Below are 17,008 nucleotides of genomic sequence, written 5' to 3'. Positions count from 1 at the left end.
GGCGCCATGTCCACAGACGTCGGATCCGTATCCGTAAAGGTAATGCCGTCCATGGCTGGCTTCGCCTCCCAGGTTGACAAGGACCTGTCCGGGGCGGGATCCTCCTCGGGGTCGCGCTTCGGAAGGGTCTTCTCCGCGGCGGCGGGCAAGTCTGGCGGCAGCGGCCTGGTCGCTAGGGTCTCCTCTGCGCTCTCCGGCGCGACTGGTAAATTCTCCGCGACCGGCAAGGCGACCGGCGCCGCATTCTCCTCCGCCTTCTCCAGCGCGGCGAGCGCGAACGCCGTCGAGGGGCTCCAGAACAAGGTCAAATCCGCCACGCTCGAGCTTCGCTCGGCGATGGCGACCTCGAAGTCGGCCTCATTGTCGGCGGAGGCGGCCCAGGTCAAGTACAACGATGCCGTTGCCAAGTACGGCCCGGCATCCGCAAGGGCCTTAAGCGCCGAGAGCAGCCTCGTCACCGCCAAGCTCAGGGCGCAGACGGCGTCGGAGCGTGCCCAGGCGGCCGAGTCCAAACTCGCCTCGGCGCAGAAGCGGCTGGCGAGCGCGACCTCCGCACCCGTGTCTGCACTCGGAAAGCTCGGCGGAAGCGCCGGGACGCTCACCGACAGGCTGTCCGCGGGGGAGAAGGCTACCGGCCGATTCATGGCGAAGATCGCCACCATCGGCGGCGGCGTCCTCTCCTCGGCGGGGAGCACGCTGTCGTCGCTCTCGAGCGCATTCGGCTCGACCGGAACCACGGCGGGCGGGAACATGGCGAGCAAGGTCGCCTCGGGCTTCTCGGCCAAGGCGGCGGTCATCACCGGCGCCGTTGCCGGCGTGGTGCAGAGGGTCGTCTCGACAGTGTCCTCGAGCGTGGACGCCGCGGTCGCGCGCGTCGACACGCTCAACAACTTCCCCAAGGTCCTCCAGTCGCTCGGCTACGGGGCGGACGAGTCGCAGAGGAGCGTCGACACCCTGTCTGACAGGCTGTCGGAGCTTCCCACGAGGCTCGACGCGGCCGCGACGGGCGTGCAGCAGCTCGCGCCGTCGTCCAAGTCGATCGACCAGGCGACCGACCGCTACCTTGCATTCAATGATGCCGTTCTCGCTGGCGGTGCGTCCGAGGACATCCAGTCCAACGCCATGACGCAGCTCACCAAGGCTGTCTCCACCAACAAGATGGAGATGGACACCTGGATGAGCATCCAGCAGGCGATGCCTGGCCAGCTCGACCAGGTGGCGAAGTCCATGCTCGGGCAGAGCGCATCGGCATCCGACCTCTACCAGGCCATGAAGGACGGCAGGGTCACGGTCTCGGATTTCGCCGACGCAGTGGTCGACCTCGACAAGAACGGCGCGGACGGCATCACGAGCTTCTCCGAGCAGGCAAAGGCCGCGACGGGCGGCATCAAGACGTCGTTTTCCAACATGTGCAACGCCTTCCCAAAGGGCGTCGCCAAGATTATCGGCGCCATCGGCTCGTCCAACATCGTCGGCGTCATCGACGGCGTGAAGGGCGCGGTGAACGGCGCGTTCGGAGCCGTCACCGACGCGATGGCCGACCCGAGCATCCGGGACGCGGCGTCGTCGTTCGCCGCCGTGTTCTCCGGCGTTGTCGCGGGCGGGGTCTCGGTGGCCGGGGACGCGTTCGCCGGCGCAGTGGAGATGACCTCCGCTTTCTGCGAGACGCTGCTCAACAACGAGGCGGCTTCATCTTTCGCGGGAACACTTGACGCGCTCGGTTACACGGCGTCCTCCACGGGCGACGCCATATGGTCGACCGTATCGCAGATCACCGGGTGGTCGAGTCCCGCCGAGGGCGCGGCAGATGCCGCAAACGCCCTTGACGACGCCTTCGAGGCCGCCGAGCCGGTCATCCGCTCGGTGGGCGACGCATTCCAATGGGTTTCCGAGCATTCCGAGGAGGTTGCCCCGGTCGTCAAGGGCGTCGGCGGCGCCTTCCTCGTCATGAAAGTCGCCGGCGGCCCTGTGGGCTCGCTCCTGAAGGTCATCGGCGGCGCCCTGCTGTCCCTCGGGGTATCCGCACCCGCCGCCGGCGCCGGGCTTGCCACAACGGCGGCTGGCGAGACCGCCGCCGGCACAGCCGCGGGCGCGGCGGCCGGTAAGATGACATCGTTCGGTGCGGCCGTCCTCATGGTTGGAGCCGGCGTTCTGCTGGCGTGCGGCGGCATCGGCCTTCTCGCCCTCTCCGCGATAAAGCTCGGCGAGGCGGGGCCTCAGGCCGCAATCGGCATGGCAGCAATGGTGGCGGTCATCGCCGGGCTGGCGCTTGGCGCCGCCGCGCTCGGGCCCGGCCTGACTGCCGGCTCCGTCGGCATGGTCGCCTTCGGCGCCGCCGTCGCGCTCGCCGGCGTGGGCATCCTGCTCGCAGCCACCGGCCTCGCGATTATGTCACTCGCGCTGCCGACCATCGCCGCCTGCGGCCCCGAGGCCGCCGTCGGCATGGCCGCGCTCGGAGCCTCCCTGTTCGTGCTGGCCCCCGGTGCTCTCACGGCGTCGGGAGGGCTGCTGGCGCTCGCCGCCGGGGCAGCGGCATGTGCGGTCGCCTCCGCGGCCCTCGGCATGGCCGCCATCGTCGCGGGCGTCGGCCTTATTGTCATGGGAGCTGGCGGTCTCTTGGCGGGCGCTGGCCTGTCGACCTGCTCCGCGCTCGCCATGCCGCTCGCGGTCGCCGCCACGGCCCTGGGCGCCGCCGCCATGGTTGGCGGCGCCGGCCTCATCGTGCTCGGCGTGGGCTCGCTCGTCGCGGGCGCGGGTCTGGCGGTGCTCGCCGTCGGCGCCACGGCTGCATCACTTGCGACCGCCGCCCTCGCTCTTGGAATGGCTGCGCTCGACGTCGCCATGGCGGGCGCAGCCGCTTCCATTTCGACCTCGGCTGACGGGCTCGGAACCATGGGGAAGGCGATTCCCAAGATATCCTCCGGCGCCCCCGGTGCCGCAGCCGGCCTTGGTGCGCTTGCCGCTGCGGCGGCGGCCGCCGCTCCCGCCCTTGCCGCCGCGCCGCCGTCTCTGGCATCTTTCTCCGCCTCCTGCGGGGCGGCTTCGGCGTCGGCCCTGCTGCTTTCCGTCTCCGTGGCAGCAGTGGCCTCCATGGTCGCGGCGAGCATGGCGTCGGCGTCGGCGTCCGCAGTCTCGTTCGGCGTCCGTTCGGGCGCGTCCTTCAATCGCTTCTCGGCTTCCGCCAGGGATGCGGCAAGTGCCGCCCGCTCTGCGATCATGGGGGCCTGCCGGCAGATGTCGGCCGAGGTCGGATCGATGCGGCTCACGCTTCCGCGCATCAACGTGGGACCGCTGCCGCACTTCTCGATGAGCGGCAAGTTCGACGCACAGACGGGTTCGGTCCCGTCGGTCAACGTTAACTGGTACGCCGGCGGCGCGGTCTTCGGACCGAACAGCCCGCGCGTCATCGGAATCGGCGACAACCGGCGATACGACGAGGCGGCCATCCCGCTGAGCCCTAAGGTGCTGGGCGGGATCGGCAGGGGGGTCGCCCAGACGATGGATGTCGGCGGCGGCTCGGACGGCGCTGCGGTCATCGCGTGGCTCGACCGAAACCTTCCGACAATCATCCGGAAGTACACGCCGGTCACGCTCGAGCGCGACCTCGACAGACACATCAGGGCGGTGGCACATGCATAGAATGCACTACGTGTCGTCATCGGGCGAGAGCGTCGACCTTGATGGCAACGGCGTCTTCGTCGGCACCGCTGCGGGCGTGCGCTCGCGCGAGTGGAGCTACGACCTCTCGTGGCGCGGCGCCTACGGCATCTCGCGAGACGCGAGGGAGGCGACGGTCGATGCCGTGGCGTCCTCGGCGGCTGCCGACAGGCTCAGGCGGCTCGCGGACAGGGATATCTCCGTCGGCGAGCCCGGTCGCCTCGTTGTCGACGGTGTTTGGTACCAGCGCGCCTATATCGCTAAGTCCGAGACCTCGCAGATTTATGGCAGGCGGGGCATCGCCGCTACGCTTACCGTGCTGCTGCTCGACGGATCCTGGCGGCGCGAGGTCGCCCAGGAGTTCTACGCCCGGGAGGACGAGGACCAGACCGGCTTGGACTTCCCCCATGACTTCGAGTTCGACTACGGCGGATCGGTCGCAAGCCGGTCGGTCACCGTCGATGGGCTGGTGCCTGCCGACCTTAAGCTCACGATCTTCGGTCCCGCGTCGTCACCGCGCATCACCGTGACGCAGGGGGACTTCATCAACGTCTACTCCGCGGACGTTGAAGTGCCTGGCGGCTCCAGGCTTATCATCGACGGCTCGAGCTTCCCCAAGACGATCAAGCTCGTCGGCATGTACGGTGAGACCGAGGACCGCTTCGCCGACGGCATGCGCGGAGAGGGCGCGGGAAGCGGCTCCTACTGCTTCGAGCAGCTGCGGCCGGGCACGTCCTCTGTCTCGTGGGACGGCTCGTTCGGCTTCACCATGACCCATTATCTTGAGGAGGGGGAGCCGCCTTGGAGCTCATAGTCTCCGACAGCGCCGGCAGGACGCTTTTCCCGATTTCGAACTTCGAGCTGGATATGGACTCGGGCTGGGGCGACGGCGTCGACAACTCGTTCGATCTCGTGGTGCGCGACTCGTCCGTACCGTTGCCGGAGGCCGCTTGGCGTGTTTTCGCCGACGGCCTGGAGATCGGCGGGCGCGTCGAGGGCTTTGAGCTCAAGACTGGCCGCACTTCGTCCGAGCTGCACTGGACCGGGTCGACCTGGACTGGAGTGCTCGAGAAGCGCCTTCTGTGGCCCGATCCGGGCCAGGACTACCTTGTCCTCTCTGGGGACGCAAACGCCGTGCTGCGCTCCGCGGCTAAACGGCTCGACATCGGCTCCCTCTTCACAGTTCCCGATGCCGACGCCGGGGTGAGCGTAAGCTACCGATGCAACAGGGACGCACCCGACGCTTGGACCAACCTTAGGCTGGCGATGCGCTCCGCAGGCCTTCGCCTCGATGCGAGGTGGGTGGGCGGATCGTGCAGGCTCCAGGCGGTGAAGGTGACAGACTGGCGCGGCAGGGTCGACTCCGATCTCGTTAACTTCGACCTCAAGAGCGACCTGCTCGTCACCAATCACCTCAAGGCGGCCGGCAAGGGCGAACTTGCGGCCAGAGATGTCGTGGACGTCTACGCCGACCGGGAAGGCGGCGTAGGCACCGTGAAGGCGATGGCCGGCGTCTTCGAGCTCGAGGAGTACTACGACGCCAACAACACCGAGGGCGACGATCTCCGCGATCAGGCACTCAGCCGACTCAAGGACAAACAGTCCGAGGGCAGCGTGACCGTGACGGTCAACGAGGGCGTCGAGTTCGGCCTCGGCGATATCGTCGAGGCCAGGCACTATTCGCCAAACGTGACGGTCTCGGTCGAGATCAGCAGCAAGATCGTAAAGGCCGCGGGGTCGGGCTACAGCGCCACGTATGGCGCATCGCCTGGTGCGGTGGGGAGATAGGAGACTGCTATGAAGCAGATAGAACTCATCGGCCCGCCCCTTTACCAATGGGATACGGGTCGGCGCGTTCACATCGCGTTGCAGGGGGTGACGGAGGCACATTTCGCCGTCGCCGGATCGGAACGCGCATTGGTCGTCCCGGTCGTGGGCGGAGAGGCCGTGGTGCCCTCGCTTCTGCTTACTGCGGGCGTTGACATGGCCGTTTGGGCGAGCGATGGGCGCGACACGCACGCGCGCGCCGTGCTCAAGGTGCGCCCGAGGGCCAAGCCGGACGGCTACATCTACACCGATGACGAGGTCAAGACCTGGGCTGATGTCGAAGATTGGGTGCGAGAGCAGCTGAGGGCCGTAGGCGAGCCCGGCACGAAGTGGTATGTCGGGGGCGGCACCCCCGCCATAGGTGGTCGCGTCGGGGACCTCTATCTCGACAGTGAGACGGGCACCTATTATCGCTACGGCGAGATTGGAGATACAAATGGCTAACGCATGGAACCAAGTTGGAACGCTCAAGGGCCCCAAAGGGGACAAGGGCGCGACCGGCAACGCCGGCCCCAAGGGCGGCAGCGTCCGCGTGGCGAGCGTCAATATCCCGTCGGAAGGCGAAGTCGCATTTTCGGCGCTTTCCCCGTCTGACGGCGTGCAGGTCGGCGACCTCGTGCTCGACGCCAAGGGAAGTGTCTATCCCATTTCGGCGGTGGATCCGGGCAGGTCTACCGCCCGAGTCGGTTCCGCCATCAACGGCGTGAGCCTCAAGGGGCCCAAAGGCGAAACGGGCAAAACTGGCCCCAAAGGTGCCGACGGCACGTCCATAACGGTCAAGGGCGCGGTGAGCAGCGCGTCCGCGCTGCCGTCCGATGCCGCCATCGGCGACACCTACGTCACGAGCGACAACGGCCACATGTGGGTGAAAACCGCCGCGACCGGTGATGCGCAGTGGACGGACCTCGGCGAAATGAAGGGGCCCAAGGGCGACAAGGGGGCCACGGGCGAAAAGGGTGACAGGGGCGACACCGGCCCCAAGGGCGCACAGGGGCCGGCTGGCCCAGGCATTACGTTCGGCCAAGGGGCTCCTACGGCAGCGTCGCAGGAGGGAGCCGTCTACATTGATACGGCAGACGGCTTTAAGGTCTACCAGTACGGTACGAGTGCCTAGTGAAGGGGGAGCGATATGGCGTGGACTAACATCGGATCGCTGAAGGGTCCCAAAGGCGAAAAGGGCGATACCGGCGCCAGGGGAGCGCAAGGGGCCCAGGGGCCGCGAGGGGAGACCGGCCCGATCGGGCCGACTGGCCCGATCGGGCCCAAGGGCGCCGACGGCACCTCAGTGACCGCTGGGACTGGCGCACCGACAGGTACTGCCGTGGTCGGTTCGGTCTACATCGACGCGAGCACGGGCAACCTGTACACCTACAAGGCCTAGCGGGTGACGGCGAAATGGCCTGGATCAAGTTGGGCAACATAAAGGGGCCTGCCGGGGAGACGGGGCCACAGGGTCCTGCAGCCTCGACCGCCCAGACGTTCCTCGCTGCACACCCTGTGGGCTCCCTCTATATGGAAAGCAAGGGCAAAAACCCAGGTGCCACCTATGGGGGAACGTGGGTCATGCGGGACAGCCAGAACGGCTTTATATGGGAAAGGACGGCTTAAATGGAGATAGTGACCGGTAAAGCGGGCGTGCCACACGTCAGCTCGGCCGACGACGGCCGCCGCATTGCGGGCGAAGTCGGCACTGGCAGCTATGTGCTGCAGACGGGCGGCAAACTGGCCCCATCTCTCGTCGACGCGAACACCGTCCGTATCGCGACCGGCGACATGATCGTGCAGGGTCGCCATATCGGCGTCACCTCGCCCGAGGACGTCAAGGTGGCGAGCGGCTCGCAAGGCAAGAAGCGCATGGACTACATTTGTGTCCATTACACCCGCGATGTGAGCGGGTCCAGCCCGACCCTTGTCGAGACGGTCGAGTGGAAGGTTCTCCAGGGAACCCCCGGCTCGAGCGCCGCCGCGCCGTCGGTGCCGAAAGGCTCTATCCTGGACGGTGACGCTGACGTGACGGTCCCGATCTGCTCGGTGACATTCGACGGACTGACGACGGGTCAGCCTAAGCTTCTCATCCCCAAACTGACTCCCCTGGCAGACCTCGGGGATTCTGTATCCCGCGAGGTTGGCTATCAGTTCTTATATGGGAAAGACTTCTCGGGTCCCCATGTGGCTTACCGTAAAATAGGCTTCCTGGTAGAGATGTCTTGGAATTTCATTCAGGAATCATCACAGTTATGGAATGCAGGGACGTTGCCCGTTGAATTCCGTCCGACTCAATCATTCCTTGCGCCGGCTGTGCGTACATCTTCAAACGGCATCGTCAACAACAGCACTGCAGAAGTCGAGGTTCAGAAATCTGGCAAAGTTGTCTTTATTAGCGCGGTAGCTGTTAGCCAAGGGCGCAACATTGGACACTGCATCTGGATTGCCAATTAGGATACAGAATTCCTACCCGCCGAGTATCAACCGCTCCACCACCCTTTGTGCGTCCTTGCAGATGCGCGGCCTCGGTACGATGTAGTGCTCGTATGCCGTGCCGATATCGGTGTGTCCCAGCATCATGGCCACGGTCTCAATACCCACGCCTGCCTCCACGGCGAGCGTCGCCCACGTGTGACGGCATTCCGTCATCGAGGTCCAGGCGGCTCCGGCTTGGCGACATGCGGATTTGATGTGCCGCGCAATGGCGTCGGGCGACAGTTCGCACAGCCAGCCCGAGCGGCCTTTTCGCAGCGCGCGCAGGCGGTTGACGGCGAAGCGGGGGAGCCAGCAGGACCGCGCGGAGCGCTCGGTCTTCGGCGCCTCGACGACCTCATTGCCGCGCACGACTTGCCTCGAACGGCGGATGCGGACCTCACCGGTGCGCAGGTCGATGTCCGACCACTTGAGGCCGCACGCCTCGCCGCGCCGCAGCCCGAGGGTTACCGAGCAGATTGCGACCGCCTCGCACTCGTGTCCCCACAGCGCGCGGAGGTAGGCACGGACCTGGCTCGCCTCCATCGTGCGTGGGCAGTGCGCCGGCTTGCGCGGTAGCTCGACACCGGCGGCGGTTGGGTCGTACATCCGCACACCGAGACGGCGGATGGCCCAGCGGATAACCTGCCGCAGGGTCTTGTATGCCTTTTCGGCGGCCCCCGGCAGATCAAACGAATCAATCCAGCCCTGTACGCCCTCGGGCGTTATCGCCTCGAGTTCCAGCTCGCCCCAGCGAGGTAGGACGTGCAGCGCTAGCGCGCTCTCGTATCCGGCCAGGGTGCAGGCGCGCAGCCTGCCGCGCTTATCGTCCATGTACCTCGAGGCGGCCTCTGCAACTTTCATCATGGTCTCCAATCCCGTAAATCCCAGACGCGTGGGCTCTCAAGGAGAGGATACGCGCGTGGGATTTCTGCCACGAGAGGTCGAGAGAAAGGAGTCTAAATGGCATTGATCGGGACCCTTGTCGGGCCCGCAGTGCGCCTAGCGACAGACGGGAGGGGTCTCCCGATTCTCGCGTCTGATGAGCCTGAGGTCCCCGAGGGTTTCAAGGCGGACATGGCGTATGAGCAGCGGGGCGGTTCCATCTACCAAGTATGGAGTGTCGTGCCAGACGGGGTGCGCGATGACGCGGTGCGGCTTGCTGCCATGTCCGCCGAGACTCTCGGTGATGTGGATGCGCTGAAGGTACCCCAGCTCATCCGGCCGTGGTATGTGGGTGAGGCCTCGTATGCCGCTGGCGCGCGCGTGGCATATGGAGGCGACCTGTACAAGTGCCTGCAGACGCATGCACCCCGTATCGGATCTGAGCCCGATACGGCTCCGGAGTTTTGGGAAAGAATCAACCATTAAGGAGAAAAATGTTTTACGGACAATTTGTATCTGGGTCTGTCTACCTGACTACGGACGGCTCCGGCCTGCCGATTCGCGAGGCGTCGGAACCCAACCCCGACGCCGGTTACCACACGGTGCTCGCCTATGAGCAGCATGACGGCGCCATCTGGCAGGTGTGGACTCTCGTTCCCGATGCCGGAACGCCTCAGGACGCTGCCCTCGTGCTCGCCCAGATCCAGGCGGCCACCCTCTCCGACCATGATGCGTTGAAGGTTCCGGCGCTCTATCCGCTCTATGCATGCGGTCACGTCTATGCGCAGGGAGACCGCGTGCTCTGGCAGGGCACGCTCTACAAGGCCATCTCCGGCCACACGGCGACCGCTGCGGACCCCGTATCCGATCCCCAGCACTGGGCGAAGGTCGTAGCGTCCACGGCCGGCGGCGCCGGCGTTCCCGAGTGGATCGGAGGAAAGTCGTACGCCAAGGGTGACCGGGTTACCAAGTACGGCACCGTCTACGAGTCGCTGATTGACGGCAACACGCTCGAGCCCGGCGTCGTCGGGTCTGACGGCGCCTGGAGCATCGTGAGCAACGGCTAGGGGAGGATCGTATGTCGATCTTCTTCGTCCAGCTGACCGAGCCTCAGGTCTGGGCCATTAGCCTTGCATGCGTACTAATGCTCATGGACATCGTCACCGGCTTCATCAGCGCCGTCATCAACGGTACCGTTTCGAGCTCCAAGATGCGCGAGGGGCTCGGCCACAAGGCGCAGCTCCTCTGCGTTATCCTGCTTTCCATCATCATCGAGGCGGGCACGCAGCACGTCGTGGGCCTTGGCCTGGGCGGCGTGACCGTCACGGTCGTTTGCACCTACATCGCCGTCATGGAGGTCGCGAGCTGCATGGAGAACGTCTGCGCAGGCTATCCCGAGCTGCGCGACACCCCGCTCATGCGCATCTTCAAGCACGATGGAGGAGGCGACGCTAGTGGCGATCACTCAGCGTGAGGCCTTCGCGCAGGTAATTGAGCACCTCGTCTCGCATGACGGGGGAACGGGACACGGCTATTCCCAGATAAACCGCATGGGCGACGGCACCACGGAGGTCATCACTCTTTCCGATGGCACGACTGTGACCGTCGCGGGCGGCGACCGTGACTGTAGCTCGGCGGTGATAACCGCCCTGCGCGCCGTTGGCGTGAACACGTTCGGCGCCACCTATACCGGCAACATGCGCACGCAGTTGCTCAAGACCGGGCTTTTCGGATGGCGAAAGATGGGCGTAAAGTCGGCGCGGCGCGGTGACATCTATCTCAACGAGAGGCATCACACCGCCGTGTGCATCTCGCCCTACGGCTCCATACGCGGCGACATGCTGGCACAGTTTTCCATCTCGGAAAAAGGCACCGTCACCGGTGCAGAGGGCGATCAGACGGGGCGCGAGAGCAACATCAAGCCGTATTACGGCTATCCGTGGGACGGCACCTTGTACTGGCTCGGCGACGGCAAGACGCTCAGCGGCACAAACACCGAGGTCAGGGACAACACCGTCTCGAGCCTCGGTGACACGCGCTACCTCGGTCCCAAGATGATTAGTGAGCTTCAGCGCCAGCTTGGGACCTCCGCCGACGGGGTCATCTCGGGTCAGTGGCTCACTAACAAGTCTTATTTCTGGGCCGTCGATGCGGGCTGCGTCGAGTGGGCGAAGGCCGGAAAAGGTTGCGGCTCTGATATGGTCCTGGCGCTTCAGCGCAAAGTGGGTTGCAAGATCTACCCTGAGTTCTGCGGTGTCCAGGCTCGCCAGATGAATAGCGGAACCATCAAACAGCACCAGCGTTGGCTTATCGCACATGGCATCTCGTGCGGCTCGTCAGGCGCCGATGGCTACCACGGCCGTGACACCAACGTCGCGATCGGCAAGGCGCTGGTCCGTGGGTTGTACCGATGACCCTCGATTATTGATTGGCAACAAACAAAAAAGCTCCCTCCCTGGTTGTCCAGGGAGGGAGCTTTTTTTGAATTAAACAAGACGATTCGTCAGTTCGACGGTGACCCTAGCGTATCCCCAAATTATCCCAAGTGCGCGTGCTAACCCGTTTTATGCGCTTCTGCCGTTGTTGTCGTACTTAAACCAGCAGGTAAACGGTGTGTTCGTTTTTTTCGTTCTTACAGGTCAGTATTGCCACATGTGGTTGACGGGGCCGGAGCCTTTGCCCATGTCAAAGCCGGCGGCGAGAGCGCCGGTTAGGTAGGCCTTGCCGGCGTTGATGGCGTCGGCAAGTTCCATGCCCTGGGCCAGCGCACAGGCGATGGCGGACGAGAGCGTGCAGCCGGTGCCGTGTGTGTTGTCGGTCTCGATGCGCTTGTGGCGGAACCACGTGGTGAGTGGATCTCCCAGATGGTTGCCCTCGTCATCGAGTGGCGCGGGTTCGGCCAGTACATCGTTGGCCTCGTTGACAAGATGCCCACCCTTAACGAGGGATGCGCAACCAAAGCGGCGGGTGAGGAGCATGGCAGCATTTTGCTGCGTGCGCTCGGAGTCGACCTCGTAGTCGAGCAGGGCTATGGCCTCGGGAATATTGGGCGTGATGACGGTCGCCAGCGGGAACAGGCGGTGTGTAAGCGCTTCGGCGGCGTCCTCTGCGATCAGACGAGCGCCCGAGGTGGCGACCATGACGGGGTCGACTACCACGTTTGTCGCGTTCCAGGCGCTCAGGCGGTCGGCGATAACATCGATAATCTCGACAGAAGAAACCATGCCGATCTTGACGGCGCTCGGGCGGATATCGTCGAAAACGGCGTCAATTTGCGCGGCTACGATATCTGGTGAGATATCCTGCACGGCGGTGACGCCCAGTGTGTTTTGCGCTATGATGGCGGTGATGGCCGTCTCGGCATACAGGCGGTGCGCCGTGATGGTCTTGATGTCGGCCTGAATGCCGGCGCCACCGCTGGAATCGGATCCTGCGATGGATAGAACGGCAGGTACCTTACTGCGATCCATGTTCGCTCCCTTGTTCGGTCGGAATCAAATGGGTCTTTAAGCCAGCATTATAAAGATGCCCGGGCCGACTCTATGTCGAACCCGGGCGGGCGATGCAATCTTTACGCAAATGTAAGCAAATGTTCACACGTCAACAATCGACAGGCGCCAGCTCGCCGCCAGAAGCGGCCGCGGCGACAGGGCTAGTCCTCCATGCCGAGGTCGATCGTGGTGCCCTCGAAGATCTTGTTGACGGTGCGGACGGCGCACATCTTGCCACACATGGTGCAAGTGCCCTCGGTAGCGGCGGGGGACTCCTCGTAGCGCTTCTTGCCCGTAACCGGGTCGAGCGCGCACTTCCACATGGCGTCCCAGTCGAGCTTGCGGCGTGCCTGGCCCATCTTGTCGTCCATGTCGCGGGCGTGGGGCACCTTTTTGGCGATGTCGGCGGCGTGTGCGGCGATCTTGGTGGCCATGAGGCCGTCGAGCACATCCTGGGCGTTGGGCAGGCATAGGTGCTCTGCCGGTGTCACGTAGCACAGGAAGTCGGCACCGGAGCTGGCGGAGATGGCGCCGCCGATGGCAGCGGTGATGTGGTCGTAACCAACGCCGATATCGGTCACCAGCGGCCCGAGCACATAGAACGGAGCATTGTGGCACAGGCGCTTCTGTAGTTTCATGTTGGCGGCGATCTCGTCGAGCGCCATGTGACCCGGGCCCTCGACCATGACCTGGACGCCGGCTGCCCAAGCGCGCTTGCACAGCTTGCCCAGCTCGATCATCTCAGCGGTCTCGGTGGCGTCGTTGGAGTCGTAGAGGCAGCCCGGGCGGCAGGAGTCGCCGAGCGAAATCGTTACGTCGTACTCGTGGCAAATCTCGAGCAATTCGTCGTAGAACTCATAGAACGGGTTCTCGTTACCGGTGACCTCCATCCAGCCAAACAGCAGTGAGCCGCCGCGGCTCACGATGTTCATCAGGCGGCCGGTCTCCTTAAAGGTCTTGGTGACCGACTTGTTGATGCCGCAGTGAATGGTCATAAAGTCCACGCCGTCCTCGGCATGCGCGCGCACGACTTCGAACAGGTCGTCCTTGGTGAGCTTGACCAACGGCTTTTCCATGTAGCCGATGGCGTCGTACATGGGGACGGTGCCTACCATGAGCGGCGTCTCGTCGATGAGCTGCTGGCGGAACTGGCGCGTCTTGCCCGAGTTGGAGAGGTCCATGATGGCGTCGGCGCCAAAGTCCTCGGCGATCTTGACCTTCTTCCATTCCTCGGCGGCATCGGCCTTGTCGCCCGAGATGCCCAAGTTCACGTTGACCTTGGTGGACAGGCCTTCACCGACGCCAAAGGCGCGCATGCCCTTTTTGATGTGCACGATGTTGGCGGGAATGGCGATGCGGCCGTCGGCCACGCGCTCGCGGATGTACTCGGGGTCGCGATGCTCGCGCTCGGCGACTTCCTTCATCTGCGGCGTGATCTGCCCGGCACGGGCGAAGTCGATTTGCGTGACGAGCTTGGACTCGGTCTGTGTGCTCATTGGCACGGCTCCCTTCGTTGGCATTACCCATATCAGGTTTGCGGGTCAGGGCGGGCGCGCCCAATCTCAGCCTGCCGTCCCGTCCTGCAAGCTCCCCGTTATGTCATGGGCTCAAGTATAGCCTGAATGGGTACGATTGGGCCAACGAGCATGCCTGTGGGGAGGCGAACATGGAAGACAAGCATCTATATCGAGAGACGCAATGGGATGTATCGGCCGAGGAAAGCCGTGCGCACCATGGGCTGGTCGCGATTGGTTTTGCGGTGCTTGCCGTGCTGGTGATTGCCTTTTGTATCTGGACGTTTGGCGGTCGCGGCGGCGCTGCATGGGAGTTCGAGGCTGATGACAGCCTACCGATTATGACGGTGAGGAGTACTGGCGGTAATGCCAATACGCTCGCCGTTCCGGGCGATTATTGGTACCCGCGCGATGAGTTTGTGCAGTTGCAACTGAGTGGTGGGTCCATTCCAGGTGAAGAAATCGAATGCGTGACGTTTGACGCGGCGCTCAAAACGCTCACGGTGAAGCTCAAAGATCAAGGAGATGCGCCCACGACCATGGATATCGCCCTGACGGAATGGCGCCTGGAGCCCCCGTCGGGTGTTGCGGTGTCCGAGGTCGAGCACGTCAAGATTGTCTATCAGGACGGTTCGACAAACGGGATTGCAAAGGCCGACGGTCTAGCAGAATAGGTGTCGAGCCTAGCAGCCAATTCATAAAAGTTGCGGTGGAATAGTTCCTGATTGTGCGAAAAAGGCTCAAATAGGAATTATTCCACCGCAAGTTATATAGAGAAGGCTGAGCGGGTCAGTGTTGGGTGCCGGCTCTAGAGCATCTGTTCGTTGATGAACACGAGGGTGCCTAGGTATGAGAGCTCGGGGATGTGCCGATAGCCGATGTTGAATGCGGTAAGTTCGCTTGCATCCTCGAGCTTGTTTTCTGCCATCCACCGCACCATGGAGCCGCGCGCCTTTTTGCTGGCGGTCGACCGTTGGATGGGCTTCCCGTTGCGGATACCCTCGCCAAAGAGGCATGTGACGGCCGTGGCGTCGTCCGCGAGGTGGGGCAGAACGGCTTTGGCATACTCTACGCTGGCGAGGTTGACGATCGTGGTGTTTGAGCCTGCCGGGGCGGTAGCCCGCGCGAGCTTGTCACCCCAAAACGCGTAGAGGTCTCGGGCATCGTCAACGGCGAGCTTCGCGCCCATCTCCAGCCGATACGGTTCGACGGCATGAAAGGGACGAACGCACCCGTAGAGGCCGGAGAGGATCCACAGGTGGCTTTGCAGCCAGGCGAGCTGTTCGGCATCCATTACCTCGGGTGCCATGCTCTGGTACTGAATGCCGTGATAGGACATGATGGCAGGGGAGATGCGGCGCGCGATACCGGAATCGGCAAGATCGCCGTTTCCCAAGATGGGCTCGAACTCATGCAAAATGTCGAGACAAGGGCCCAGCAGCTTGTTGCTGACGTTCCACAGAGCTTGTAGACCGCTGTCGCCTTCGGTTCGTTCGATGTCCAAGAGCGCATGGTGCAGCTGGGCGGTCTCGCGCGCAAAGGGCGGAATCCCCTGAACTTCAAAAGCATCTTGTGCCGCGCGCATTCGCTTGGCGGGCGAAACGATGACCTGCAGCATGGACTCTCCTCTGCCAATAAAGAAATTGCGGTGGAATACGGTCTGTTTGGGCTATTGAAAGACCAAATCAATCCGTATTCCACCGCAAGTTATGGGTGGGGTGGATTAGGCGCGCTCGAGGAAGGCCTTGTAGCCGCGATATGCCTCGTAGATATCGGCCTTGTTGGCGACCTCCCACAGGGCGTGCATGGACAGGACGGCAACGCCGGAGTCGATGACGTTCATGCCGTACTTGGCCATGATGTAGGCGATGGTGCCGCCGCCGCCCGCGTTGACGCGGCCGAGCTCGCAGGTCTGGAAGTCCACGCCGGCCTCGTCCATGATGTCGCGGACGAGGGCCACGTACTCGGCGTCGGCGTCGTTAGATCCGCCCTTGCCACGGCTGCCCGTGTACTTGTTAAAGCACAGGCCGCGACCCATAAAGGCTGCGTTCTTGGTCTCGAACTTGCCGGCATAGCCCGGGTCGAAGCCGGCGGACACGTCAGAGGAAAGCATGCGGCTGTGGGCGAGTGCACGGCGCAGGGCCAGCGGGCTATCCTCGCCGGCGAGCGTCATGATCTCGGCGACGGTGTTCTCGAAGAAGCGGCTCGTCATGCCGGTGGCACCCACGGAGCCGATCTCCTCCTTGTCGACGATGAGCGTGATGCTCGTGCGCTCGACATTGGCGACATTAATCTGGGCGAGCATGGAGGGGTAAGCGCAGACGCGGTCGTCGTGGCCATAGCCCAGAATCATGGAGCGGTCGAGGCCCATGTCGCGGGCGGGACCGGCGGGCACGACCTCGATCTCGGCGGAGAGGAAGTCCTCCTCCTCGACGCCGTACTGCTCCTTGAGGATGTCCAGGAACATCTGCTTGACGGGCTCCTTGGGGGCGTCCTTGTCGTCCTCGTCAAACTTGACGGGGCGGCCGCCCACGATCACGTCGAGGATCTCGGCGTCGACGGCGTCCTTGGCGGGCTTGGACATCTGCTCGCTCGAGAGGTGGATCAGCAGATCGGAGATGGTAAAGACCGGATCGTCTGCCTTGTCGCCGATATTGATGTCGACGGTGGTACCGTCCTTTTTGCAGATGACGCCCACGAGTGCGAGCGGGGAGGCTACCCAGTGGTAGCTCTTGACGCCGCCGTAGTAGTGCGTGTCGAGGTAGGCCATGTCGCCGGCCTCGAAGGCGGGATTCTGCTTAAGGTCCAGGCGCGGCGAGTCCACGTGGGCGCCCAGGATGTTAAAGCCCTGCTCGAGCGGGGCGGTGCCCAGGTTGACGAGTATAAGGTCCTTGCCGTGGTTGGCGGCGTACACCTTGTCGCCTGCCTTGAGCTCGCGGCCTTCGGCGATCACGGTCTCCAGGTCGACGTATCCCGCCTCCTCGGCCATCTTGATGCCGGCCTTGACGCACAGGCGCTCGGTCTTGTTCTCGCTCAAAAACTGCTTATAGCCGCGGCAAAGCTCCTCGAGCTCCTCGACTTGCTGTGGCGTGTACTTTTTCCATGCGCAGGGACGCTCCATGACGCAGGCTCCTTTCGGATCGATCGTGCTGGTTGATGTACCGTGAGCCATCGTAT

The 17,008-nt window shown here is 63.9% G+C and carries 16 protein-coding genes and 1 riboswitch; of the genes, 11 read left to right on the top strand and 5 right to left on the bottom strand.

Annotated features, from left to right (window positions below):
* Positions 1–6: 6 nt before the first annotated feature.
* The 6 genes from ABG996_RS00845 to ABG996_RS00820 all read left to right on the top strand — a co-directional run bounded on the left by ABG996_RS00845 (position 7) and on the right by ABG996_RS00820 (position 7,923).
* A complete protein-coding gene (locus ABG996_RS00845; protein ID WP_347478350.1) occupies positions 7–3,639 on the top strand; it encodes a tape measure protein in 3,633 nt (1,210 codons plus the stop codon).
* Positions 3,632–4,471, top strand: a complete 840-nt coding sequence (locus ABG996_RS00840) for a hypothetical protein (protein WP_347478351.1) — start codon at positions 3,632–3,634, stop codon at positions 4,469–4,471. Before ABG996_RS00845 ends, ABG996_RS00840 begins: the two co-directional genes overlap by 8 nt.
* Positions 4,459–5,445, top strand: coding sequence for a hypothetical protein (locus tag ABG996_RS00835; RefSeq protein WP_347478352.1), 987 nt, complete (start codon positions 4,459–4,461; stop codon positions 5,443–5,445). Before ABG996_RS00840 ends, ABG996_RS00835 begins: the two co-directional genes overlap by 13 nt.
* Positions 5,446–5,532: 87 nt before the next feature.
* Complete coding sequence (locus ABG996_RS00830; RefSeq protein WP_138339965.1) at positions 5,533–5,928, top strand: hypothetical protein; 396 nt, start codon at positions 5,533–5,535, stop codon at positions 5,926–5,928.
* Entirely contained in the window at positions 5,921–6,598 is a 678-nt protein-coding gene (locus tag ABG996_RS00825) for a collagen-like domain-containing protein (protein WP_347478353.1), read from the top strand. The genes ABG996_RS00830 and ABG996_RS00825 overlap by 8 nt, the downstream gene beginning before the upstream one ends.
* A 494-nt stretch (positions 6,599–7,092) precedes the next feature.
* A complete protein-coding gene (locus ABG996_RS00820; protein WP_347478354.1) occupies positions 7,093–7,923 on the top strand; it encodes a hypothetical protein in 831 nt (276 codons plus the stop codon).
* Positions 7,924–7,935: 12 nt separating this feature from the next.
* Here ABG996_RS00820 and ABG996_RS00815 read toward each other — a convergent pair whose 3' ends face one another.
* Complete coding sequence (locus tag ABG996_RS00815) at positions 7,936–8,805, bottom strand: tyrosine-type recombinase/integrase (RefSeq protein ID WP_271735151.1); 870 nt, start codon at positions 8,803–8,805, stop codon at positions 7,936–7,938.
* 99 nt (positions 8,806–8,904) lie between these two features.
* Between ABG996_RS00815 and ABG996_RS00810 the strand changes: the two genes are divergently transcribed.
* Genes ABG996_RS00810 through ABG996_RS00795 form a run of 4 tightly spaced genes read left to right on the top strand, consistent with a single transcriptional unit; the run spans position 8,905 to position 11,240 of the window.
* Positions 8,905–9,312, top strand: coding sequence for a carbohydrate-binding protein (locus ABG996_RS00810; RefSeq protein WP_347478355.1), 408 nt, complete (start codon positions 8,905–8,907; stop codon positions 9,310–9,312).
* 8 nt (positions 9,313–9,320) lie between these two features.
* Complete coding sequence (locus tag ABG996_RS00805) at positions 9,321–9,893, top strand: carbohydrate-binding protein (protein WP_347478356.1); 573 nt, start codon at positions 9,321–9,323, stop codon at positions 9,891–9,893.
* Between the two features lie 11 nt (positions 9,894–9,904).
* Positions 9,905–10,300 carry a phage holin family protein gene (locus ABG996_RS00800; RefSeq protein ID WP_347478357.1) on the top strand — a complete coding sequence of 132 codons (396 nt, stop codon included), beginning with the start codon at positions 9,905–9,907 and terminating at the stop codon, positions 10,298–10,300.
* Positions 10,281–11,240: an endolysin-like domain-containing protein gene (locus ABG996_RS00795; protein ID WP_347478358.1), complete on the top strand. Its 960-nt coding sequence runs from the start codon at positions 10,281–10,283 to the stop codon at positions 11,238–11,240. The genes ABG996_RS00800 and ABG996_RS00795 overlap by 20 nt, the downstream gene beginning before the upstream one ends.
* Before the next feature lie 225 nt (positions 11,241–11,465).
* On the opposite strand, the gene thiD is transcribed toward ABG996_RS00795, so the two are convergent.
* Entirely contained in the window at positions 11,466–12,296 is an 831-nt protein-coding gene (gene thiD, locus ABG996_RS00790) for a bifunctional hydroxymethylpyrimidine kinase/phosphomethylpyrimidine kinase (RefSeq protein WP_347478359.1), read from the bottom strand.
* A gap of 182 nt (positions 12,297–12,478) precedes the next feature.
* Positions 12,479–13,813 (bottom strand): phosphomethylpyrimidine synthase ThiC, encoded by a 1,335-nt coding sequence (gene thiC / locus ABG996_RS00785; protein WP_347478360.1) that lies wholly within the window; start codon positions 13,811–13,813, stop codon positions 12,479–12,481.
* A riboswitch (TPP riboswitch) is annotated at positions 13,805–13,921 on the bottom strand. Its footprint overlaps the gene before it by 9 nt.
* A 62-nt stretch (positions 13,922–13,983) precedes the next feature.
* Between thiC and ABG996_RS00780 the strand changes: the two genes are divergently transcribed.
* The gene (locus ABG996_RS00780; protein WP_347478361.1) at positions 13,984–14,505 is read left to right on the top strand and encodes a hypothetical protein; all 522 of its coding nucleotides are present in this window, start codon (positions 13,984–13,986) and stop codon (positions 14,503–14,505) included.
* A gap of 134 nt (positions 14,506–14,639) precedes the next feature.
* Here the strand turns inward: ABG996_RS00780 and ABG996_RS00775 are convergent, their stop codons facing one another.
* Together ABG996_RS00775 and ABG996_RS00770 are read right to left on the bottom strand one after the other, a co-directional pair.
* A complete protein-coding gene (locus ABG996_RS00775) occupies positions 14,640–15,449 on the bottom strand; it encodes a YaaA family protein (RefSeq protein ID WP_347483989.1) in 810 nt (269 codons plus the stop codon).
* A gap of 105 nt (positions 15,450–15,554) precedes the next feature.
* Positions 15,555–16,952, bottom strand: coding sequence for an aminopeptidase (locus ABG996_RS00770; RefSeq protein WP_347478363.1), 1,398 nt, complete (start codon positions 16,950–16,952; stop codon positions 15,555–15,557).
* Between the last annotated feature and the right edge of the window lie 56 nt (positions 16,953–17,008).

Origin of the sequence: Collinsella aerofaciens (assembly GCF_039836695.1) — a bacterium.
GTDB lineage: Bacteria > Actinomycetota > Coriobacteriia > Coriobacteriales > Coriobacteriaceae > Collinsella > Collinsella aerofaciens_BD.
Note: the sequence above shows the minus strand (reverse complement) of the source record. Positions and strands in the feature narration are given on the sequence as shown.